At 70.0% G+C, this 22373-nt stretch carries 11 protein-coding genes; 4 read left to right on the top strand and 7 right to left on the bottom strand.

The features are described 5' to 3' along the window. Position 1: 1 nt before the first annotated feature. Positions 2-700, bottom strand: a complete 699-nt coding sequence (locus ACAM49_RS08165; RefSeq protein ID WP_369634832.1) for an endonuclease V — start codon at positions 698-700, stop codon at positions 2-4. A 183-nt stretch (positions 701-883) separates the two neighbouring features. Here ACAM49_RS08165 and ispG point away from each other — a divergent pair, with 183 nt between their 5' ends. The 3 genes from ispG (at position 884) to ACAM49_RS08150 (ending at position 4969) form a co-directional block, all read left to right on the top strand. After that, positions 884-2041 carry a flavodoxin-dependent (E)-4-hydroxy-3-methylbut-2-enyl-diphosphate synthase gene (gene ispG, locus ACAM49_RS08160; protein ID WP_369634831.1) on the top strand — a complete coding sequence of 386 codons (1158 nt, stop codon included), beginning with the start codon at positions 884-886 and terminating at the stop codon, positions 2039-2041. A 177-nt stretch (positions 2042-2218) separates the two neighbouring features. Continuing rightward, complete coding sequence (locus tag ACAM49_RS08155) at positions 2219-3082, top strand: GNAT family N-acetyltransferase (protein ID WP_369634830.1); 864 nt, start codon at positions 2219-2221, stop codon at positions 3080-3082. 87 nt (positions 3083-3169) lie between these two features. Next, on the top strand, positions 3170-4969 hold the full coding sequence (locus ACAM49_RS08150) for a penicillin-binding transpeptidase domain-containing protein (protein ID WP_369634829.1): 1800 nt from the start codon (positions 3170-3172) through the stop codon (positions 4967-4969). Between the two features lie 41 nt (positions 4970-5010). Here ACAM49_RS08150 and ACAM49_RS08145 read toward each other — a convergent pair whose 3' ends face one another. Both ACAM49_RS08145 and ACAM49_RS08140 read right to left on the bottom strand, forming a co-directional pair. Then, positions 5011-5211 carry a hypothetical protein gene (locus tag ACAM49_RS08145; protein WP_369634828.1) on the bottom strand — a complete coding sequence of 67 codons (201 nt, stop codon included), beginning with the start codon at positions 5209-5211 and terminating at the stop codon, positions 5011-5013. A 208-nt stretch (positions 5212-5419) separates the two neighbouring features. Then, positions 5420-5932 carry a peroxynitrite isomerase gene (locus ACAM49_RS08140; protein WP_369634827.1) on the bottom strand — a complete coding sequence of 171 codons (513 nt, stop codon included), beginning with the start codon at positions 5930-5932 and terminating at the stop codon, positions 5420-5422. 142 nt (positions 5933-6074) lie between these two features. Here ACAM49_RS08140 and ACAM49_RS08135 point away from each other — a divergent pair, with 142 nt between their 5' ends. Further along, positions 6075-6305, top strand: coding sequence for a hypothetical protein (locus tag ACAM49_RS08135; RefSeq protein WP_369634826.1), 231 nt, complete (start codon positions 6075-6077; stop codon positions 6303-6305). 42 nt (positions 6306-6347) lie between these two features. On the opposite strand, the gene ACAM49_RS08130 is transcribed toward ACAM49_RS08135, so the two are convergent. From ACAM49_RS08130 to ACAM49_RS08115, 4 genes are read right to left on the bottom strand one after another with little or no spacing between them, the layout of a single operon-like run. After that, the gene (locus ACAM49_RS08130; protein ID WP_369634825.1) at positions 6348-7169 is read right to left on the bottom strand and encodes an ABC transporter permease; all 822 of its coding nucleotides are present in this window, start codon (positions 7167-7169) and stop codon (positions 6348-6350) included. Then, positions 7169-8011, bottom strand: a complete 843-nt coding sequence (locus ACAM49_RS08125) for an antibiotic transporter (protein ID WP_369634824.1) — start codon at positions 8009-8011, stop codon at positions 7169-7171. Before ACAM49_RS08125 ends, ACAM49_RS08130 begins: the two co-directional genes overlap by 1 nt. After that, positions 8008-9060, bottom strand: coding sequence for an ATP-binding cassette domain-containing protein (locus tag ACAM49_RS08120; RefSeq protein ID WP_369634858.1), 1053 nt, complete (start codon positions 9058-9060; stop codon positions 8008-8010). The genes ACAM49_RS08125 and ACAM49_RS08120 overlap by 4 nt, the downstream gene beginning before the upstream one ends. A gap of 32 nt (positions 9061-9092) precedes the next feature. Beyond that, positions 9093-22346, bottom strand: coding sequence for an amino acid adenylation domain-containing protein (locus ACAM49_RS08115; RefSeq protein ID WP_369634823.1), 13254 nt, complete (start codon positions 22344-22346; stop codon positions 9093-9095). Between the last annotated feature and the right edge of the window lie 27 nt (positions 22347-22373).

Here is a 22373-nt window from a genome sequence, read left to right as displayed (position 1 = left end):
GTCAGTCCTGGCGAGCCGCCCCGCCGACCGCGATGTCGCGGAGGAGTTGACGACAGAGGTGGTCGGCTCGGCGGGTGGTTTCGGGTTGGCGGTATTCGGGGGTGAGGGCCAGGACCTGGGTGCAGGCGGTGTCGAGGTCGATGAGGTGGCCTACCGAGACGAAGACTGGTTTGACGTTGGTGCGGGTGCGGAGGGCTCGGCCTACCGGGTCGCCGTCGATGGTGATCACGCTGGAGGAGCCGCGCTCATGGCCGGGTTCGTCGAACTCACCCCAGGCGTTTTTGGCGACGCCGAGGGTGGGGATCCCCGTCAGGAGGCCGAGGTGGCAGGCGAAGCCGAAGCGGCGGGGGTGGGCCAGGCCCTGGGAGTCGCAGATGAAGAGATCCGGTGTGGTGGTGAGGTTTTCGAGGGCGGCGAGGGTGGTGGGGAGTTCGCGGAAGGCGAGCAGGCCGGGGACGTAGGGGAAATCCGTGGTGCCGCGGGCGGTGGCGACCTCGATGGTCTCCAGGGTTGTGGCGTCCAACACCACTATGGCGGCGGCCACGTTGCCGGAATCGTCGTAGGCCGAGTCAAGGCCCGCGATCGTGCGGAACTCGGGTGGGCGGGGATTGTGCGCGATCACCCGGGTGCGCAGGAGATCTTGCAGTGCCACAGCCTCTTCCGGGCTGGTGGGCCACGAATCCGGTTTCGCTACCTTCACAATTCCGACCGTAAACCTTCGCGTCATGTGCAACGAATAAGAACTGTAGGCCCCGGCCGATTCCGAGTCCTGCATCCGGCGCGGGTACCCTTGTCGCCGCCGTCACAGGGCGACCGGTATTCGAGCCTCGGTAAGCTCGGAGCCGGTAAGGGTGAGGACTTAGTCGAAAGTAGGCAGCCGATCGTGAGCAGTGCCATCGCTTTGGGGATGCCGGCCGCACCGGCGGTCGTCCTCGCACCGCGGCGCAAGACGCGCCAGCTGATGGTGGGCAATGTCGGAGTGGGTAGCGAGTTCCCCGTTTCGGTCCAGTCGATGACCACCACCAAGACCCATGACATCAATGCCACCCTGCAGCAGATCGCGGAGCTGACCGCGTCCGGCTGTGACATCGTGCGTGTGGCGTGCCCGCGCCAGGAGGACGCGGACGCGCTGGCGACCATCGCCAAGAAGTCCCAGATCCCGGTGATCGCCGACATCCACTTCCAGCCGCGCTACATCTTCGCCGCCATCGACGCGGGATGCGCTGCGGTGCGCGTGAATCCGGGCAACATCAAGGAATTCGACGGCCGCGTCAAGGAGGTCGCCAAGGCGGCCGGGGACGCGGGCATCCCGCTGCGCATCGGCGTCAACGCGGGCTCGCTGGACAAGCGGCTGCTGGAGAAGTACGGCAAGGCCACCCCCGAGGCGCTGGTCGAGTCCGCGCTGTGGGAGGCGAGCCTGTTCGAGGAGCACGGCTTCGGCGATATCAAGATCTCGGTCAAGCACAACGACCCCGTCGTCATGGTCGAGGCCTACCGCCAGCTCGCCGCCAAGTGCGACTACCCGCTGCACCTGGGCGTGACCGAGGCCGGTCCGGCGTTCCAGGGCACCATCAAGTCCGCCGTCGCCTTCGGCGCGCTGCTCTCCGAGGGCATCGGCGACACCATCCGCGTCTCGCTCTCGGCCCCGCCCGCCGAGGAGATCAAGGTCGGCACCCAGATCCTGCAGTCGCTCAACCTGCGCCCGCGCAAGCTGGAGATCGTCTCCTGCCCGTCCTGCGGTCGCGCCCAGGTCGACGTCTACACCCTGGCCAACGCGGTCACCGCCGGTCTGGAAGGCATGGAGGTGCCGCTGCGCGTGGCCGTCATGGGCTGCGTCGTGAACGGCCCCGGCGAGGCCCGCGAGGCCGACCTGGGTGTCGCCTCCGGCAACGGCAAGGGCCAGATCTTCGTCAAGGGCGAGGTCATCAAGACCGTCCCCGAGCACCTCATCGTCGAAACCCTCATCGAGGAGGCCATGCGCCTCGCCGAGGAAATGGGCGACGACGCCCCCTCCGGCGCCCCGGTCGTCACCGCGGGCTAGTCACCCACCACACCAGCCCGGTCCCAACGGCTTTCCGCCGCGGGCCGGGCTGTTCGCTGCGCCGAGACAGGCGCGAACTGGTCAGTTCGGGGTGGGAGGCTTGGGGTTTTCGCTGGTTACCGGTGGGTTGGGGGCAATCGGGCGGCGCGGGCAGGGAAGTTCTGGCAGGCTGTGAGCGTGCGGAGTGTGCTGGAGCCGACTCGCCGGGGCCGGATATCCGGGGCCCGTCAGCTCGCGAACCGCGATCTGACCCAGGTTTTGCGCGTGCTGGATGCCGATCCGGTCGCGACCTGTATGGTCGCCGCGCGCCTGCAGGAGTACGGGCTGGACCCGCGCGGGGCGTACGGGGAGCTGTGGAGTCGCGGGGGACCGGCGGAGTCGCTGTGCTTCTCGGGGGCGAATCTGGTGCCGCTGCGCGGCGGTCGCGACGATATGCGGGCCTTCGCCGAGCGGGCGATCAAGGGCCCGCGGTTGTGCTCGTCGGTGGTCGGCCGCCGCGAGCTGGCCCTGCCGCTGTGGGAGATGCTGAGCAACCATTGGGGCCCCGCCCGCGAACTGCGCGAGGATCAGCCGTTGCTGGCGTTGGAGCGGCCCGCCAGTCTGGCCCCGGATCTGCGGGTGCGCCGGGTGCGGCCCGAGGAGATCGATCGCTACATGGTCGCCGCGGTCGCCATGTTCACCGAGGAGATCGGCATCGACCCGCGCGCGGGCGACGGCGGGCGCAGCTATCGCCGCCGGGTGTCGAGCCTCATCGAATCCGGCCGGGCCTGGGCGCGTTTCGAGGACGGCGAGGTGGTCTTCAAGGCCGAGGTGGGTGCGCTCTCGCGGCGGACCGGGCAGATTCAGGGCGTCTGGGTGCATCCGGAAAGGCGTGGTCAGGGCCATGGCACGGCCGGTACCGCGACCGTCGCGAATGTCGTGGTGTCCTCCGGTCGCACGGCCAGCCTGTATGTCAACTGCTACAACGAGGTTGCGCGCCGCGCCTATCAAAAGGTGGGATTCCGGCAAATCGCCACGTTCGCGACCGTGCTGCTGGACTGACCGACAACCTGTGATGTGGTCCTGAAATCCGTTCCGGTGCAGTGTGTCGCACCGGTTTGCCGATAGTTGGCTCTAGCATCTGACCCGATGTCACCACGGGTCTTCGCCACGCTGATCGCCACCGCGGTCGCCCTCCCGGTCGCCGCGTTCGCCGCCGGGTGCTCGTCGGGTCCGCAGGGGCCCGCCCAGTCCGCCGAGGCGTTCGTCTCCGCCTTCGCCGACCACGATCTGGACGCGGCGGCCGACCGCACCAGCCAGCCCGAAAAGGCCCGGGCCGCAATGGCTTCGGCATGGGATCAGCTGCAGGCCGAGAAGCTGGTGGCCACCACCGACAATGCCCGCGTCACCGACGACACCGCCATCGTCGACTACACCTACCAGTGGCATCTGCCCAAGGATCGCGTCTGGACCTACAAGGGCCAGCTGCAGATGGGCCGCACCGAGGGCCGCTGGGAGGTGCGCTGGACCTCCGCCGACATCCACCCGCGGCTCGGCAATACCCAGACGCTGCAACTGCGTTCGAATCCGGCCCCCCGCGCCCGCGTGAACGAGCGTTCGGGCAGCGATGTGATGGTGCCGGGTTCGCTGTACCGGGTGAAGTTCAAGCCGTCCCCGTCGGCCGACGCGCGCGGCGTCGCGGCGACCCTGGTGAATGCGCTGCGCCGCTTCGACGAACGCCTGACCCCCGACTCGCTGCTCACCGCGGCCCGCAAGTCCGACGGCCCGTACACCGCGGCCCTGCTCACGGAATGGGAGTTCGGCCAGGTCAATTCGGAGCTGCTGGGCCTACCCGGGGTCACCTTCAGCAAGGAATTCGATCTGGTCCCCACCGATCGCCGCTTCGCCCCGGACCTGATGACCCAGGTCCGCAAGACCGTCATCGACGAGGTCGACGGCAAGGCGGGCTGGAGCGTGGTGACCGTCAACGCCAATGGCGTCGACACCGATGTGCTGCAGGAGGTCGATCCCGAGACCTCCCCGTCCTTCTCGCTCAGCGTGGACCGCAATGTCCAGAACGCCGCCCAGCGCTCGGTGGACGCCCGCACCGAGCAGGCCATGATGGTGGTGCTGCAACCCTCCTCCGGCGCGATCCTGGCCATCGCCCAGAACGAGGCGGCCGACGCCGACGGCCCGGTCGCCGCGACCGGCCTCTACCCGCCCGGCTCGACCTTCAAGACGGTGACGGCCGCCGCGGCCATGACCGCCGGCCACGCCACCCCCGACACCTCGGTCCCGTGCCCGAGCCAGATCGTGGTGGGGGAGCGCACGATTCCCAACTACGACCTGTTCAGCGTCGGCACCGTGTCGATGGCCACCGCCTACGAACGCTCCTGCAACACGTCCTTCGCCAAGATCGCCTCGGAGCTGGGCGGCCGGGATCTGCGCACGGCCGCGGCGGCTCTGGGCCTGGGCCCGGACTACACGGTGGCGGGTCTGCCCACGGTCTCGGGTTCGGTGCCGCCCGACGATGACCTGGTGCAGCGCGCCGAGGACGGCATCGGCCAGGGCAAGGTGGTGGCCAGCCCGTTCGGCATGGCGTTGGTGGCGGCGACGGTCGCGCACGGTTCGACCCCGGTGCCGTATCTGATCGCGGGCCATCCGACCCAGGTCTCCGGTGATCACCCCCAGTTGACCCCCGACGTGATCGACGGCCTGCGCCTGATGATGCGCAAGGTGGTGCTCGGCGGTACGGCCGAGCGCATCGTCGATCAGGGTGAGGTGTACGGCAAGACCGGTGAGGCCGAGGTGGACGGCGGTTCGCACGCCTGGTTCATCGGGTACCGCGGCGATCTCGCGTGGGCCACCCTCGTGGTGCGCGGCGGCAGCTCGGACAACGCGGTCGCGGTCACGCGCGACATGCTCACGGCCCTGCCCGCGGGCTATTGACAGTGGACCGGCTACTGAGAAGTGGAGCGGTCAGGCGTTTTTCAGCGTTCGCCGTAGCGGCTGTCGATGCGCAGGCAGGCGGCGGGGTGGAGGTTGCCGACTCCGTCGGTGACGAAGCGTTGTTCGGCCAGGGCCTTGGTGGGTGGTCCGTCCGCGGACGCGTCGCCGATGATTTCGGTGACTCCGGCTCCGGCGAGGATCATTCCCGCGGTGGTGACCAGTAGAAGGGCCGAGCGCTTCATGTCCCTCTCCCTTGTTTTGGGATGAGTCAGGGAACCCGAATGGGGTTATTCGGATACCCGGTGCTCATTAGGGTTGGCTGACTGTTTGCCAATGCAAGGGACGGTAATCGGTCAGTTATGCCGAGGCAACCCGCTCGTGGCCCGCAACACAGCCACTACCTGGGGTATGTACCGGGCCGTGGCCCAAATCGGTATCGGATGTTTACCGTCAGTTGGCGCGCTGCATGGTGGCGGCGAGGTGATGGGTCAGCGGCTGCTCGACCGCGGCCATCCGCAAGGAGTATTCGAGGGTGTCCCCGGCGACGGTGATGGTGCGCCCGAGCGCGGTCACGGACTTCGCGCTGCTGCTCAATCCGATCGAGGTCGAATCGAGTTCCAGCCGCAACTCCCCGTCCTCGTTCACCAGCCGCCCCTCGCAGATCTCGGTGATCCCCGTGGGGTGGGCCAGAATCAGCTCGATCCGATCGGGCCCGGTCGCCCGCAGATACCCGGTCTCGCTGTGCATCGGCCGGCTGCCGTCGGCGGCGCGAGTCCGCTGCCGGTAGGTCAGGAACGGCCGCCCGACGTGCCCGAAGTGCACTTCCTCGAGGTACTCGAAGGATTCGATGGTCGGGTATTCCCCCTGCCCGCGCCCCCGCCAGGTCCCCAGCAACGGGGCGAGGTGGGCGATATCGGGATGCGGTGCGACAGGATTTTCGGCTTCGAGCACGGCGGCCAGCATAATGCGCCCGCTCGATCCGGGTGTCGTCTCGACGCGCGCTTGACGCGGTATTTACGGAAAGGGGGATAGATGGCTGGTTACTTTCCGGCAATTGGGGAAGTTCCGTCGAGCCATGTAACTGCGATTCGAAGGAGGAAATCTCATGCGATTCGCCAAGACGGGTGCCGCGGCCATCATCCTGGCCGCCGCGCTGACGGCCGCCGCCGGGGCCGCGCACGCGGACAAGACCATCACCGTCACCGCGGAGCTGATGGGCTGCGCGGCCCGGGCGGATATCGACGTCTCCGCCTTGAACGGCGTCGACCCCGGCACCGAGATCACCATCTCGGATGCCTTGGCGGCCCAGCTGACCCAGCACGGCTGCCTGCCCTGACGTCGGGACGCGGCAGCCGGGTTTACCCGGCTGCCGCGCGGGTCAGCGGCGGCTGGCGCGGCGGTAGCCGTAGGCGGCGGGGATGGCGAAGACCGCGATCAGGCCGAGGGACCAGGCGATGGTCTGGGTGAGCGGGCTGGCGACCGGGCCGCCTTCGGCCAGGGCGCGCATGGTTTCGACCGCCACCGACATGGGCTGGTGCTGGACGACCGGCTGAATCCACTTGGGGTAGGCCGCGAGTGGGACGAAGCCGGAGCTGAAGAACATGAGCAGGGACGAGAGCAGGGCCACCGCTTCCACCAGCGTGGATTTGGCGGTGAAGACGGCGATGGCGGTGACCATGGTGGCGAAGGCCAGGCCGAACAGGACGGGGATCCAGAGGAAGGCGAAGGTTTGCAGGGGGCCTTCGCGGAAGCGGAAGCCCAGGGCCATGCCGAACAGGATGATGACGACGGTCCCGGCGAAGATGCGGCAGCCCTCGGCGAGGATGCGGGCGGCCAGGCCGGAGGCGCGGTGGACGGGCAGGACCCAGAAGCGGGACAGGATGCCCGCCTCGCGTTCGCGGCCGAGCATGACGCCGCTGGCGACGGTGCCGGAGAGGGCGCCGACCAGGGTGACCATGGGGGTGGAGCCGTAGAGGGCGCTGTGGCCGGAGAACTTCTGGATCTGGGAGCCCACCACGATGTCGAGCATCAGCAGCAGAAGGCAAGGGACGATGAGGGTTTCGAGCAGCGTGACCGGGTCGCGGGCCCAGCGCATCAGCAGGCGCTGGGTTTGAATCCAGGTGTGGCGCAACAGGGCCGGGGTGGAGGCCTCGTGGAAGACGAGGGTGTCGGCGGTGGCGGGGCGGTCGAGGGTTGCCATCACGACCTCTTCAGGTTCTGCCGGGCGATGAAGTAGCAGGACACCGCGAGGATGGCGGCGATCCACAGCAGCGGCGGCGTCATCAGCCCCCAGGTGACGGGATGGGCCTTGCCGAGGGTGTCGCCGCCGAGCGCGCGCAGGCCCTCGGCGAATTGCGAGACGGGCTGGTTGCGCACGAAAAGCTGGACCCAGTGCGGGAATTGGTGGGCGGGGGCCAGGCCGGTGGAGAGCATGCCGAGGATGAGCGGCGGCAGCACCAGCATCTGCGAGGTGGCCTCGGGGCTGCGGGTGAAGGTGCCGATGGCGTCCGCGCCGAGGCAGAAGGCGATGCCGATCAGCATGCCGAGGGCGAGGAATCCGAGGGTGTGCAGCGTGCCGCCCGCGAACCGGAAGCCGATCACATAGATGCTGATGACGGCCGAGATCATGCCGATGAAGAGCCGGAAGACGTTGGAGGACATGCGTGCCGCCGCGGGCACCAGCGGATGCATGGGCATGGCGTCGAAGCGTCGGTCGAGGCCGGACACCGCGTCGGTGGCGGCCCGGAAGGCCGCGGACACGGCGGTGAAGGCGGCCGCTTGCAGGATCACGATGGGCGCCATGAACTGCGCGTAGCTGCTGAATCCCAGTCCGGCGAAGGTCATCACGCGGTTCAGTGGGATGTAGAAGCTGACGGTGAAGGTGATGGGCGCGAGGATGGCGGTGGCGATCTCGCCGGTCTGGATCGAGGGCGCGATGAGCCGCACCGTGAGCACCCACCACTGGGCCAGGGTGGCCGGGGTGGCGCGCAGGTCGGTGAGCCAGTTGCCGGGCGCCTCGGCGACGGCCGTGTCGGCGCTCATGCCCGGGTCCGATCCTCGGAGGTGTAGCGCCCGTCCGCGGTGCGGAATCGCACCGATGGTGAATCATCTTCCGGCTCTTCGGTCTTGGCGATGTGCCCGGTGAGTTCCAGGAACACGTCGTCGAGCGAGGGCCGCCGCAGCGCGATGTCGACCAGTTCCATTCCGGCCGAGTCGAGTCGCCGCAGCGCCTCGGCGAGGGTCTTGGCCCCCTCCGGCGCGGGTATGGCGATCCGATCCGAATTCCCGCTCAGCGCTTCACGATTGGCGGCGGGCAGCAGGTCCCCGAGCGCGCGGGCGATCGAGGGCAGATCCTCCATGCGCAGCGGCACGATCTCGCAGTAGCTGCCGCCGGTGCGGGCCTTGAGCTGATCGGCGGTGCCGTCGGCGATCACCACGCCGTGGTCGATGACGATGATCCGATCGCACAGCGCGTCGGCCTCTTCCAGGTACTGGGTGGTGAGCAGCGTGGTGATGCCGTGCTTGCGGAATCCGCCGACCAGATCCCAAACCCCTTGGCGGCTGCGCGGATCCAGGCCGGTGGTGGGCTCGTCGAGGAACACGACCTCGGGACGCACCACGAGCCCGCAGGCGATGTCGATGCGCCGCCGCATACCGCCGGAGTAGGTCCCGACGCGCCGCCCGGCGGCCTGCACCAGATCGAATTCCTCCACGAGCTCGTCGGCGCGCGCCCGGGCCGCGCGCTTGCGCAGCCCCATGAGCCGCCCGAACATGACGAGGTTCTCGTACCCGGACAGCGCGTCGTCCAGCGCCGCGAACTGCCCGGTCAGCATGATGGACCGCCGCACCGCGGCCGCGTCGGTGACCACATCGTGCCCGGCGACCGTGGCCCGTCCGGCGTCGGGCGCGATGAGCGTGGACAGGATATTGACCGTGGTGGTCTTGCCCGCCCCGTTGGGCCCGAGGATGCCGAGCACCTCACCGGGCGCGGCCTTGAAGGTGATCCCGCGCAGCGCCCGCACCGCGCCGAAGGATTTCTCGACGTTCTCGACGACCACGCCGTCGAGCCCGGTGTCCGTACTGGTTTCCACGGTTGTTGTATCGGGTTTGCCATTGTCGGTGTTCACGGCGTCCCTCCCCAATGTGTGTCGAGAATGCGAGATATGGCCGCCAGCGCGTGCGGCGCGGTGAGTTCTTCGTGGCTGACGTCGATGTCGTGGGTGCTGATGGTCCCGGTGATGTAGGGCCGCCAGCCGTCCGGGCCGAAGATGTCGGAGGAGTGCACGGTGGCGTTGAAATACAGTGCGTCGCCGTGGAATACGGGCCGCTGATAGCCGGTGCGGGTGTCGGCGGAGGCGTTGTAGGAGGCCGCCATGCGTTCCAGCGTCTCGGCGTCGACGAGCGAAACCCCGCCCATGCGTTCGTTGATCATGGCCGCGGCCTGTTCGGCGGTGGTGTCGGCCGGGATGTCGGTGATCCCGAAGACCGACCCGAAGGTGGCGACGAAGGATCCGGCGGTGAGCTTGTCGATGCTGCCGCCGTCGATATCGGTGCTGTCCGCGTCGAGCAGGGCCAGGGTGGCGACCTCGTCTCCGGTTGCCTCGAACTGGGCGGCCATGGCGTGCGCGATGAGGCCGCCGAAGGACCATCCGAGCAGATGATAGGGGCCGTGCGGTTGCCGTCGGCGGATTTCGGCCACGTAGCGGTCGGCGAAGTCGGCGATGCTGCGGGCGTGCGGCTCCCCGGACAGGTCGGGTGCCTGCAGGCCGTAGATCGGCCGTCCCGGCGGCAGGGCGTCGGCGAGACCGAGATAGGTCCAGGCGATGCCCGAGGACGGGTGGACGCAGAACAGCGGAGCCTCGTCGCCGTCGGGCCGGATCGGCAGCACCACGTCCAGTCCGAGCCCGGGTTTCGAATCCGCGCGGGTGGCAGCGAGTTCCGCTGCCGCCTGCTGTTCCCGCCACTCGACCATGTACTGCCGTTCGGCCTCGGCGGCGAGTTCGGCGGCCGGTGACTGCGCGAAAGCCGCTGCGGCGGAGAGCGCGTCGACCCACAGGTGGGCGAGCATGGTGATCTCGTGCCGGGGCAGCAGGGTTTCGGGGAAGCTGAAACTGGCCTGCAGCCGGTCCCCGACCACGACCGCGTTGATCTCGATCTCGGCGGTGACGGGCACGTCGGGATGTTCGGTGGCGTGCAGGTCGCCGAATTCGTCGGTGGGCAGCCAGCCGAGATCCTCCAGCCCGGCCGGAATGTCGGCGGTGGCGTAGCGGCCCAGATAGTTGAACCCGATCCGGCCGGGCACGCGGTCGGGCAGTTCGGCCGCGGTCTCGGGGTTCAGGTAGCGCAGCATGCCGTACCCGATGCCCTTGTCCGGCACCTCCGCCAGCTGATGCTTCACCGCGCGGATGGCGTCGCCCATCGACGGCCCGCCCGCCAGTGCGTCGCGAATCGGGATGTCGGACAGCGTGAGTCGCACCGGGTACACGGTGGTGAACCAGCCGAGCGTGCGCGAGAGGTCCGCGCCCGGGATGATCTCCTGCTGCCGCCCGTGGCCTTCGAGCCGCAGCAGCACCGCCTCGATGGGCTCCATCCGCCAGCGCCGGATGGCCAGCGCCAGCCCGGCCAGCAGCGCGTCCTCGACGGTGCCGTCGAACAGCGCGGGCAGGGTGGTGAGCAGTGTCGCGGTGGTCTCCGCGTCGACCTCCACCTCGACCTCGCGCACCGCCGCGACGCGATCCACGGCGGGATCGAGTTCCCTGGCTCCGATGCGCGGGTCGGGTGTGGCGGCGATGTCGCGCCAGTAGTCCAGCTCGCCGGTCCGGCGGGATTGCCGGGCGGCCTCGTCGAGGGCATAGGCCCAGCGCCGCACCGAGGTTCCGGTCTCGGTGAGGATCGGTTCCGTACCGCCGCTGATCTGGGCCCACGCGGCAATGAGGTCCGGAATGAGGATCCGCCACGACACGCCGTCGACCACCAGGTGGTGGGCCACCAGGATGAGCCGCCCCCGGCGTTCGGGCGGGCTGTCCGGCGCGGGGTCCAGCCACACCAACTGCAGCACGGTCCCGCTGTCGGGGTCGAGCCGCCCGAGCGCGGAATCCAGTTCGGTGACCGCGTATTCGCGCAGTTCGACGCTGTCGCCGGTGTCGAATTCGATGCGGTGCAGCAGCCGGTCGACGTCCACCGCGCCGGGTGGGCGGGTCCGCAGCCGCCAGTCGCCGTCGATGAAGGCCAGTTGCGCGCGCAGCATGTCGTGCTGGTCGACGACGGCGGTGACGGTGGCGACGAGCTGTTCGCGGCTGATCCCGCGTGGCAGTTCCAGCACCGCGGTCTGCGCGAATCTGCGGTGGTCGCCGCCGCGTTCGAGCATCCAGCGCACGATCGGGGTGAGCGGAATCTCGCCGACTCCGCCGCCGGGCAGCTCCTCGAGCACGACGGTCTCGCCCGCGGCCGCCGCCAGCGCCGCCAGGGCCGCGACGGTGCGATGCTCGAACACCTGCAACGGGGTGAGCTCGATCCCGCGCAGCCGGGCGCGCGACACCAGCTGAATGGCGAGGATGCTGTCGCCACCGAGTGCGAAGAACGAGTCGTGCACGCCGACCCGGTCGCGGCCCAGCAACTCGGCGATGATCTCGGCGAGCACGGTTTCGAGATCGGTTGTCGGCGCCCGGTATTCGGTCTCGGCCTCGAAGACCGGCTCGGGCAGCGCCCGGCGATCCAGCTTGCCGACCGCGTTGAGCGGAATGGCGTCGAGCACCACGAACGCCGACGGCACCATGTACCCGGGCAGTCGGTCGGCGGCATGGGCGCGCACGGCCGCGAGATCGACCGTGTGACCGGGCTCGGCCAGCAGGTAGGCGGCCAGCGCGGTGGCACCGCCCGGCCCGGGAACGCCCAGTGTCACCGCGAATTCGACGCCCTCGGCGGCCGACAGCGCCGCGTCGATCTCCCCGAGCTCGATGCGTTGCCCGCGCACCTTGACCTGGAAGTCGGTGCGCCCCAGGTATTCCAGCCGCGGCTCGTCGAGGTAGCCGGTCCAGCGCACGAGGTCGCCGGTGCGGTAGAGCCGTTCCCCGCGCCGCCCGTACGGGTCGGGCACGAAGCGGGCCGCGGTGAGGCCGGGCCGGTTGTGGTAGCCGCGGGCCAGGGCCGGTCCGGCCAGATACAGCTCTCCGGCCACGCCCATGGGCACCGGCCGCAGCCGGTCGTCGAGGACCAGGGTGCCCGCCCCGCGGATCGGGGTGCCGATGGTCACCGGCTGCCCGGCCACCAGCGGTTCGGAAGCCGTTGCCCAGATGGTGAATTCGGTCGGGCCGTAGAGGTTGATGAGGGTCCGCCCGGTCGCCCAGCGGGCCACCAGATCCGGCCCGATGGCCTCACCGGCCACCGCCAGCACGCGCACGCTGGACACCGCGTCCGGATCGAGGGTCGCCAGCGCGGACGGCGTGATCACCAGATGCGTGACACCTTGCGCCGCAATGAGATCGGTAAGCGGCTGACCGCCGAAAACGTCCGGCGGCGCGACAATGGCCGTGCCGCCCGACCCGAACGCCATGAGCGCCTCGAAGGCCGACGCGTCGAAACTCGGTGACGCGACCTGCAGCACCCGGCAGTGCTCACCCAGCGACAGCAGTTCCCGCTGCGCCCGCACCAGATCGGCGATGCCGCGATGCGAGACCGACACGCCCTTGGGCGTACCGGTGGACCCGGAGGTGTAGATCAGCCACGCGGGCTGGTCCGGATGGCTGCCCATCGCGCGAATCCGGCCCTGCCCCAAGGTGATCCGCACACTCGACGCGGCGGGATCATCGAGCACCAGCCATCCGACGGTATCGGGCAGCAGGCCCCGGTGCGCACTCGTGGTGAGCCCGAGCACCGCGCCCGAATCGGTCAGCATGTGATCGATGCGGTCCAGCGGGTGCCGGGGATCGATGGGCAGGAACGCCGCCCCCGCCTTGGCGCACGCCCAGATCGCGGTCAGCAACTCCACGCCCCGCGAAAGTGCCAACGCCACAATGCTTTCCGATCCGGCACCGGCGGCCGAGAGCTGCATGGCCAGCCGCTGCGACGCGGTATCGAGCTCCCGATACGACACCGCCCGCCCGTCGGCGATGATGGCCGGGCACAGCCGGTGCGCGGTGGCCGCGGCCCGGAAAACCTGGGCCAGCGTGGTGATTCCGGCATGACCCGGCCCGCGCAACGGCACCAGGGCGCGGCGCTCGGCCGCGTCGAGCAGGTCGATATCCGACAGCCGCACGCCGGGATCGGCGGTGATGGCGGTGAGTATCCGCTGCCAGCGGGTGACCAGCCGGGCCGCCGTGGCCTCGTCGAACAGATCGGTGGCGAAGGTGAGCGTGCCGTCCAGCCCCGTTGCATCGGTGCCCGGCAGCGGCGCGCGCAGATCGAAGGTCAGGTCGAACTGTGAGGCATCCCGTTCGATGGGCTCGACCTCGACCCGCAGCCCCGGAAATTCCACGGCCGGCGGGGTGAAGTTCTGCAGCGACAGCGACACCTGGAACAGCGGATGCTGCGCCGTCGAGCGCGGCGGATCCAGCACCTGCACCAGCCGTTCGAACGGCACCTCCGCGTGCGCAAAGGCATCCAGATCGGTGGCCCGCACCTCGCCGAGGAACTCCCGGAACCCCTTGGCCGGATCGACCGGCGTGCGCAGCGCGAGGGTATTGACGAACATCCCGACGAGATCGTCGAGCGCCGCCTCCCCGCGCCCGGCCACCGCGGTGCCGATCAGCACATCGTGTGTGCCCGCCATCCGCGACAGCAGCACCGCCAGCGCGGCATGCAGCACCATGAACAGGCTGGTGTCGGTCGCCGCCGCCAATTCGGTGAGCGCCGTGTGCAATCCACCGTCGAGTCGGAACTCCAGATCCGCGCTGTGCATGCTCTGCACGGCGGGCCGCGGCCGATCCGTCGGCAGTTCCAGCACGTCGGGAGTGGCCGCCAGCCGCTCGCTCCAGTACCGAATCTGCTGTGCCGCCCTGGATTCGGAGTCCTTCTCGTCTCCGAGCAGTTCCCGCTGCCACATCGAGTAGTCGGCGTACTGCACCCGCAGCGGCGGCCGACCGGACTCCGCGCCCGTGCTGCGTGCCAGATACGCAGCCATCAGATCGGTGGCCAGCGGTGCCATCGAGGACCCGTCCGCACTGATGTGGTGAACCACGAGCACGACGACGTGGAGACCACCGGCCTCCTCGAGCGCGGGCCGGGCCTGCGTGGGGGTCGCGTGAGCCGGTGTGACGATGCGCAGCAGACCGACGCGCAGGGGCGCTTCCCGGGTGAGATCGAAGCCGGTGCCGGTGAGCTCCTCGATCCGTTTCCGCAGCGGCGCACCGTCTTCCACATCGTCCAGCTCGATGGCGGGCGCGGCCGCGTCGGCGCTGAGCACGACCTGACGCGGCCCGTCGGCATCGGCCGGGTAGAGCGTGCGCAGGGTCTCGTGGCGCAGCACCACATCGGCCACCGCCTGCCGCAGCGCGTCGACATCGAGGTCGCCGGTCAGCCGCAGCGCCGCGGTGATGTTGTAGGCGGCGGAGGTGGGGTCGAGCCGGTTGAGCACCCACATGCGCTGTTGCGCGGGCGACAGCGGAATACGGTCGGGCCGGATGCGCGGGGCCAGCGACGGCAGTCCCGGGATCTCGGCACCCGGCACGATGCGCGCCGAAAGCTGCGCGACCGTCGGGGCATCGAAGAGATCGCGCAGCGCCATGGTCGCGCCGAGCGCGGCGTTCACCCGCGCCACCACCCGGGTGGCGATCAGTGAGTTGCCGCCGAGGTCGAAGAAGGACCGGTCGATGCTGACCCGCTCGACCTCGAGCACCTCCGCGAACACCGTCGCGACGGCCGTCTCGATGGGGCTGCGCGGCGCGAGGTACCGCTCGTCCAGGGTGGCGAAATCCGGTGCGGGCAGGGCATTCCGGTCGAGCTTGCCGACCGGGGTGAGCGGCACGTCGTCGAGTTCGATGAGGTAGCTGGGCACCATGTAGCCCGGCAGCGCCCCCGCCACCCGGGTCCGCAGCCGCTCGGTGTCGAGGGTGTGACCGGCCGCCGCGACGACGTACGAGACCAGCACGGTCTGCCCGGCGGGTCCCGGGCAGCCGATGGTGGCGGCGTATTCGACCTGCTCGTCGGCCCCCAGTACCGCGTCGATCTCACCGAGTTCGATGCGCAGGCCGCGGATCTTGACCTGGAAGTCGCTGCGCCCCTGGTACTCCAGTTCCAGTTGCGCGCCGTCGGCCGTCTTGACCTCGACCCAGCGCACCATATCGCCGGTGCGGTACATGCGCGCCCCGTGCTGGGTGTACGGATTGGCCACGAAACGTGCCGCGGTGAGGCCGAATCGGTTGAAGTAACCGCGGGCCAGCGCGGGCCCGGCCAGATACAGCTCACCGGTCACGCCGACGGGAACCGGCCGCAGCCAGGTGTCGAGCACCATGGCCGCCGCACCCCGGATGGGCGCACCGATGGTGATTGGTTCCCCGGGCAGCAACTCACCGGGTCCGGTGGCCCATACGCTGAATTCCGTCGGCCCGTACAGGTTCACCATGCGCCGCCCGGCCGACCAGGCCGCCACCAGTTCGGTCCCGGCCGCCTCCCCGGCCACCGACAGGCAGCTGAGGTCCTCGAGCCCTTCGGGATTCATGGTGGCCAGCACCGACGGCGTGATGACCGCGTGCGTGACCTTCTCGGTGCGCAGCAGCTCCTCGAGCGCGCTGCCGCCGTACACATCCGGCGGCGAGATCACCAGCCGCCCGCCCGCCCCGTGCGCCATGAGCAGCTCGTGCACGGACGCGTCGAAGCTGGGCGAGGCCACCTGCAGCGCACTGGTCGTCTCGTCCAGATCCAGCAGACTCTGCTGGGAGGCAACGAGATTGGCCAGCCCGCGATGGCTGAGCAATACGGCCTTGGGCTTGCCCGTCGATCCCGACGTGTAGATGAGGTACGCCGTCTGCGCGAGGTTGATCGGCCCGCCGCGCTCGGCATCGGTGATATGCGCGTCGGAGACCGTCATCACCCGGCGAATGGTGTTGAGGTCATCGAGCAGCAGCCAGTCGATGCTGCCCGGCAGCGTCTCGCCGACATCGCACACCGTCACCCCGATGGGCGCGCGCGAATCGGTGAGGATGTGCTCGATCCGCTCGACCGGATAGTTGGGATCCAGCGGCAGGAACGCCGCCCCGGTCTTGGCCAGCGCCCACACCGCGACCACCGACTCCACCGACCGGGTCAGCGCCAGCACCACGAACGTCTCGCGACCGACCCCGCGCCGCAACAGAATTCGCGCGAACCGGTTGGACCAGGAGTCGAGATCCCGGTAGGTCATGCTGAGCTCGCCGGAGCTCACCGCGATGCCGTCCGGATTGGCGCGCGCCCCCGAGGCCAGGATGTCGGGCAGGGTGCGCAGGGGAGTGGCCTCGCCGCCGCGCACCGGCAGCAGTTGTGCCCGCTCGATCGGATCGCAGTGCTGCAGCTGGGCGACGCGCCGCTGCGGATGGTCGGCGATCTGGTTGAGCAGCAGCACGAACCGGTCGAGCAGCCGCCGCGCCGCCGCCTCGGGCAGCTCGTCGGCCATGAATTTGATGGTGATGGTCAGGCTTTCGCTGCCGTCGGCGGCGCGCTGCGGAATCACCATCAGATTGAGCGGATACGGCGTCGCATCCGTGCCGGACACATCGAGAATCCGCATGCCCGCGATATCCAGTGCCCGCGAGAGCGTTTCGCGATCGATGGGATAGGACTCGAACACGGTCAGCGTGTCGAACAGCTCGGGCAGCCCGACGGCCTGATGAATCGCCGCCAGCCCGACATGCTGGTGATCCAGCAGCCGCGCCTGCTCGCCCTGCACCCGCGCCAGCAGATCGCCCACGCGCTCACCGGGTTCCAGCCGCACCCGCACCGGCAGGGTGTTGATGAACAGCCCGACCATCTCCTCGACCCCGGCCAGCTGCGGCGGCCGCCCGGAGACGGTGCCGCCGAACACCACATCGGTGCGGCCGGTGAGCATGGCCAGCAGCAGCGCCCACGCCGCCTGCACCGCTGTGTTCACCGTCGCGCCGGTCGCGCGCACCGTGCCGGTCAGCCGCTCCAGGCGCACCGCGTCGAATTCGACCGAGACCATGCCGGATTCGGTCGAGGTGATGCCCGCCAGGGTGGGCACCGCCCGCGTCGGAGAATCGACCCCGGCCAGCGCCTCGGTCCAGACGGCCAGCGAGGCGGCATCGTCCTGCTCGCCCAGCCAGGCCAGGAATTCGCGATACGAGTGCGCCGGGGTCTGCGGAATCTGATGCCCGGTGACCGCGGCCAGATATCCGGCCAGCAGCTCCCGCACCACCAGCGGCGTCGACCAACCATCCAGCGCCAGATGGTGATTGGTCATGAGCAGCGTGTACGCCTCGGCCTCGGTGCGAATCAGGCTGAACCGCAGCAGCGGTGGCCGGGCCAGGTCGAAGCGGGTGCCCGCGTCCACGGCGATCAGCCGGGCCAGTTCCCGCCGCCGTTCGGCGGGTTCGGTGATGGTGGTGAGATCGATTTCCTGCCACGGTATTTCGGCCTCGCCCAGCACCAGCTGGCGCGGGCCGTCGGTGGTCTCGACATACGCCACCCGCAGCACCTCGTGCCTATCCAGCAGCGCCGCGGCCGCCGTGCGCAGCCGAGCCGCATCCACCCGCCCGGCCAGGGTGAGCTGGGTCTGCACGGTGTAGCCGTCGGCGGTATCGGTGTCGTAGCGGGCGTGGAAGAGCAGCCCGTACTGCAGCGGCGAGAGCGGCCACACGTCGGCCAGCGCCGGATACGTGCGCTCCCACTCGTCCAGTTGCGGCTGCGAGACCGCCACCAGCGGGAAGTCCGACGGCGTGTGCCCGCCCGCCCCGGCGTGCCGGGCATGGGTGACCAGCGCGGTGACCGCCCGCCCCCACAGCCGCGCCAATTCCCGCACCTGGGCCGCCCCGAGCACCCGCGAAGCGTAGGCCCAGGTCACCTCCAGTCCGGCGGCCGTGTGGAACGCGTTGATGTCGACGACCGCCTCCAGCGGCGCGCTGTCGTCCTGGGTGGAGGCGAATCGGACCGGCACCCACGGTGTTTCCGTGCCGCCGGGATGCTCCACCCCGGCTCCGGTCCGGCCCAGATAGTTGAAGCTGATCTGCGGTGTCGGCGCACCCTCGAACTCGGCCGCGGTCTCGGCGTCGAGGTAGCGCAGCATGCCGAATCCGACGCCCTTGTCCGGGATGGCCCGCAGCTGTTCCTTCACGGCCTTGAGCACCGCGCCCGCGGCCGGGCCGCCCCGGAAGGCGTCGTCGAGATCGATATCGCCGAGATCCAGCGCCACCGGGAACACGCTGGTGAACCAGCCGATGGTGCGGGAGATGTCGGCGCCCGGCAGGATCGACTCCTCGCGCCCGTGCCCCTCCACCGTGAGCAGGGTGCGGTGGGTGCCGCGAATCCGGCCGACCGCCATGGCCAGCGCGGCCAGCAGCGCGTCGTCGAGCCCGCAGTGGAAGCGCGTCGGAATGAATTCCTGTGCGGCCGTAGCGGTGTCGGCATCGATCACGGTCCGCAGCTGACCCATGGTGGCCACGGTGTCGAGCGTGCGATCGAGGGCGCGAGTCCCCAGCCGCGGGTCCGGGGTGGTGAGAATGGTTCGCCAGAAGGGGATTTCGCCCGCACGGGCGGGCGTCTGCTCGACCTGCCCGTGCGCCCAGCGCCGGAACGAGGTGCCGACCGGAGCGAGCGTGCCGCCCGCCCATGCGGTGGCCAGATCCGGCAGCAGGATGCGCCAGGACACGCCGTCGGTGACCAGGTGGTGCAGCACGACCCACAGCAAAGGCAGCGCGTCGCCGCGCTCGATCAGTACGAAGCGGGCCACGATACCGGCGGCCGGATCCAGCAGATCGGCCGCACGCTGCAATTCGTCCTCACCGTCGCTGTCGGCGGTGGTGCTGACGGTCTCGATGAGCGCCCCGGCCTCGACTCCGCCGGGTTCGCCGACCCGCCAGTCCCAGGCGCGCGTGCCGTTGGCGGACGTATGGGTGAGGGTGCTGCGCAGCAGGCCGTGGCGATCCAGCACGGCCTGCACGGCCGCGACCAGCCGACTGCGGTCGATGTCATGCGGCAGCGGAATCAATACGGCCTGGGCGAATCTGGGCCAGGCGTCGCTGTGCGCCAGCATGTCGTGCACGATCGGCGTCAGCGGCACCTGGCCGACCGGGCCGCCCGGCAATTCCTGGATGACCGGTGTGGTCACCTCGGTCGCCACCGCCGCCAGCCCGGCGACGGTCTTGTGCTCGAACACATCCCGGGCGCGCAGCCCCAGCCCGGCCGCCTTGGCACGCGCCACCAGCTGGATGGCGACAATGCTGTCACCGCCGAGTGCGAAGAAATTGTCGTCCGCGGCAACCGATTCCACGCCGAGCACGGCGGCGAACACCTCGGCGAGCAGGATTTCCCGCTCGGTGGCCGGAGCGCGACCCGCCCGGGCCCGGGTGCCGAAATCGGGCTTCGGCAGGGCCCGGCGATCCACCTTGCCCGCCGGAGTGAGGGGCAGCGTATCGAGCACCATCACCACCGACGGCACCATGTGGGCCGGAAGCTGCTGGGCCACCGTGGCTTTCACCGCCTCGGCCTCGACCACCGAATCCGTCGCCAGCACGTACGACACCAGCGCGGTCGCCCCGCCCGGCGTGCTCGCGCCCACCGTGATCGCCATCTCGACGCCCGGATGCCGCGCCACCGCCGCGTCCACCTCGCCGAGCTCGATGCGGAAGCCGCGCACCTTCACCTGGGTGTCGCCGCGCCCCAGGTATTCCAGCTCCCAGCGGCCGTGGCGTCGTCGCCACCGCACCAGATCGCCGGTGCGGTACATGCGCTCCCCGGCGGCGAACGGACTGGCCACGAACCGCTCGGCGCTCAACCCGATGCGCTGGTGGTAGCCGCGCGCCAAACCCGCACCGCTCAAATACAATTCGCCGACCACACCCGGAGGCACCGGGCGCAGCCACGGATCCAGCACGACGGCCGATACACCCCGCGAGGGCGCGCCGATGGTGATGGGATCACCCGGGGCCAGCGGGGCGCTCAGGGTGGCCGTGATCGTGGTCTCGGTCGGACCGTAGCCATTGATGACGCACCGACCGGCCCAGCGCACCGGCAGTTCCGGCGGGCAGGAGTCGCCGCCGACCACCACCGTCCGCAGCCGGGGCAGCGAATCCGGTTCCAGTGAACCCGCCACGGCCGGAGTCACATTCAGATGCGTGACCTCCAGCTGCCGCAGCACGCGAGCCAGGTCGTCGCCCGCGTAGGCCGTGGGCGGGACCACCGCCACCGTCGCGCCCACCGCGAACGCGACCAGCAGTTCCTCGATCGAGATGTCGAAGCTCGGCGAGACCGCGTGTGCCACCACGGCATCCGAGCCGACACCGAATGCGGCCCCGGAACCGGTGACCAGATTGGTGAGCCCCCGATGGGTGACCGCGACGCCCTTGGGCAGACCGGTCGACCCGGAGGTGTAGATCAGATACGCGACCTGGTCCAGCAGTACCGGCGCCCGGCGATCGGCATCGGTGATCGGGGCCGAATCGCTTGCGGTGAGCCGCGTCTCGGTGTTCGGATCGTCGAGCACCAGCCAGTCGATCCGATCCGGCAGCGCCGCCCGCGACCCGGCCACCGTCACACCCGCTACCACACCGCTGTCGGCGATCATGTGCTCGATGCGATCGATCGGATACCCGGGATCGATGGGCACGAACGCCGCGCCCGTCTGCGCCACCGCCCACATGGCCAGCACCGATTCCGCCGAGCGCGGGATCGAGATCGCCACCACCCGTTCGGGTCCCGCGCCCGCCGCGATCAGCACCCGGGCCAGCCGGTTCGCGTACTCGGTGAGCTCCCGATAGGTGTAGGCGGTGCCGTCGATGCGCAGGGCGATGGCCGAGGGCGCGCGCTCGGCCCCGGCGGTGAGGATGTCGGGCAGGCTGCGCGGCCGGGTGCCGTCGCGACCGGACGCGGGCACCAGCTCGGCGTGTTCCGCGGCGGATATCACGGTCACCGCGGCCAGACGGCCCTCGATGCCCCCGGCCAGGAAGCGGTGCAGGAACTCCAGGAACCGCGCGTGCAGGGTGGCGAGCTCGGTGTCGCCGTAGCGGTTCGGGTTGGCCTGGAAGTCGATGTGGGTGCGCTCGCCGCCGGTCCCCGGATAGACGTTCACGAACAGGTCGTCGATGAGTCCCGAGGTCAGCACGTGCAGCTGCCCGGTCACCTCGCCGAGCCGGATGCGGGTGTCGGCGAGCATGAGGTTCACCGTCGGACCGAACCCGGCGACCTCGTCCATGGCCCAGCCGAGGTCGCGAATGATGTCCTCCTGCCGGTACCGCTGCCGGCGCAGGGCGGCGGTCAGCTCACCCTGGGTGGCGCGGATGAGATCGCCGACCGTGGCGGTGGGGGAGGGGTGCAGGCGCAGCGGCACCACATTGGCGACCATGCCGCCGGAGCGGCGCAGGGTCGCGGTGGTGCGCCCGGACACCGGCAGGCTCAGCACGATCTCGCCCGCGCCCGTCATGGCACCGACGAAGGCGGCGAAGGCGGCCACCACCACGGGAGCCGGACTGGTGGACAGCGCCGCCGTCGCCGAATCCAGCAGGGCCGCCGTCGATTCCGGCAGCGCACCGCTCAGCAGCCGCGGATGGGCGTCCACCGCGCCGGTACGCTTGCCCAGCTGGGCCGGTTCGGGCATGCCGATCAGGTGTTCGCGCCAATAGTCGCGGTCGGCCTGCAGCTTGTCCGAATCCCGGTATGCCGCATCGGCTTCCACGATGCGCTGCAACGGTTCGGCCTTGCCCGGCGGGATCTCCTCGCCGCGCGCGGCCGCGTTGTAGATCTCCGAGGTGCGCTGCAGCATGGTCAGCGCGCCGACGCCGTCGAGCAGGATGTGATGGAAGCGCGAGTACCAGTACCAGCGGTCGGGCGCCAGCCGCAGCATGGCGACCTTGCACAGCCGGTCCCGGGTGAGGTCCAGCGGCGCGGTGTACTCCGCGCGCATCCAGGCTTGGGCGGCGGCCTCCGGATCGGGCGCGCCGCTCAGATCGACGGTCTCGATCCGGTCGTCGAGCGTGGTGTCGACGAGTTGCCAAGGCAGATCGTCGATTTCGATCAGCCGCAGGTATCCGGTGCCGAACTCGCGCCCGGCCCGGCGCGCCGCGTCGGCGAGCAGTTCGACATCGAACTCGCCGGTGAACTCGACGTACTGGGCGATCGAGACCGGCGTGTCACCGGCGAGCTGCTGGGCGAACCAGATACCGCGCTGGGCCGCCGAGAGAGTGAAGGCCGCGGACGAATCGGGGGTGGTGGAAGCGGACAGGGTGCTACTGGAAGTCATTCTGCTGTCAGCCTTTTGCGACCTATA

This window comes from Nocardia sp. JMUB6875, from assembly GCF_041154655.1.
Lineage (GTDB): Bacteria > Actinomycetota > Actinomycetes > Mycobacteriales > Mycobacteriaceae > Nocardia.
Note: the sequence above shows the minus strand (reverse complement) of the source record. Positions and strands in the feature narration are given on the sequence as shown.

Excerpts from the sequence above, each read along its gene's own strand:
- ACAM49_RS08150 (WP_369634829.1), top strand. The coding sequence starts at position 3,170 with ATGTCACCACGGGTCTTCGCCACGCTGATCGCCACCGCGGTCGCCCTC.
- ACAM49_RS08145 (WP_369634828.1), bottom strand. The coding sequence starts at position 5,211 with ATGAAGCGCTCGGCCCTTCTACTGGTCACCACCGCGGGAATGATCCTC.
- ACAM49_RS08140 (WP_369634827.1), bottom strand. The coding sequence starts at position 5,932 with ATGCTGGCCGCCGTGCTCGAAGCCGAAAATCCTGTCGCACCGCATCCC.
- ACAM49_RS08135 (WP_369634826.1), top strand. The coding sequence starts at position 6,075 with ATGCGATTCGCCAAGACGGGTGCCGCGGCCATCATCCTGGCCGCCGCG.
- ACAM49_RS08130 (WP_369634825.1), bottom strand. The coding sequence starts at position 7,169 with ATGGCAACCCTCGACCGCCCCGCCACCGCCGACACCCTCGTCTTCCAC.
- ACAM49_RS08125 (WP_369634824.1), bottom strand. The coding sequence starts at position 8,011 with ATGAGCGCCGACACGGCCGTCGCCGAGGCGCCCGGCAACTGGCTCACC.
- ACAM49_RS08115 (WP_369634823.1), bottom strand. The coding sequence starts at position 22,346 with ATGACTTCCAGTAGCACCCTGTCCGCTTCCACCACCCCCGATTCGTCC.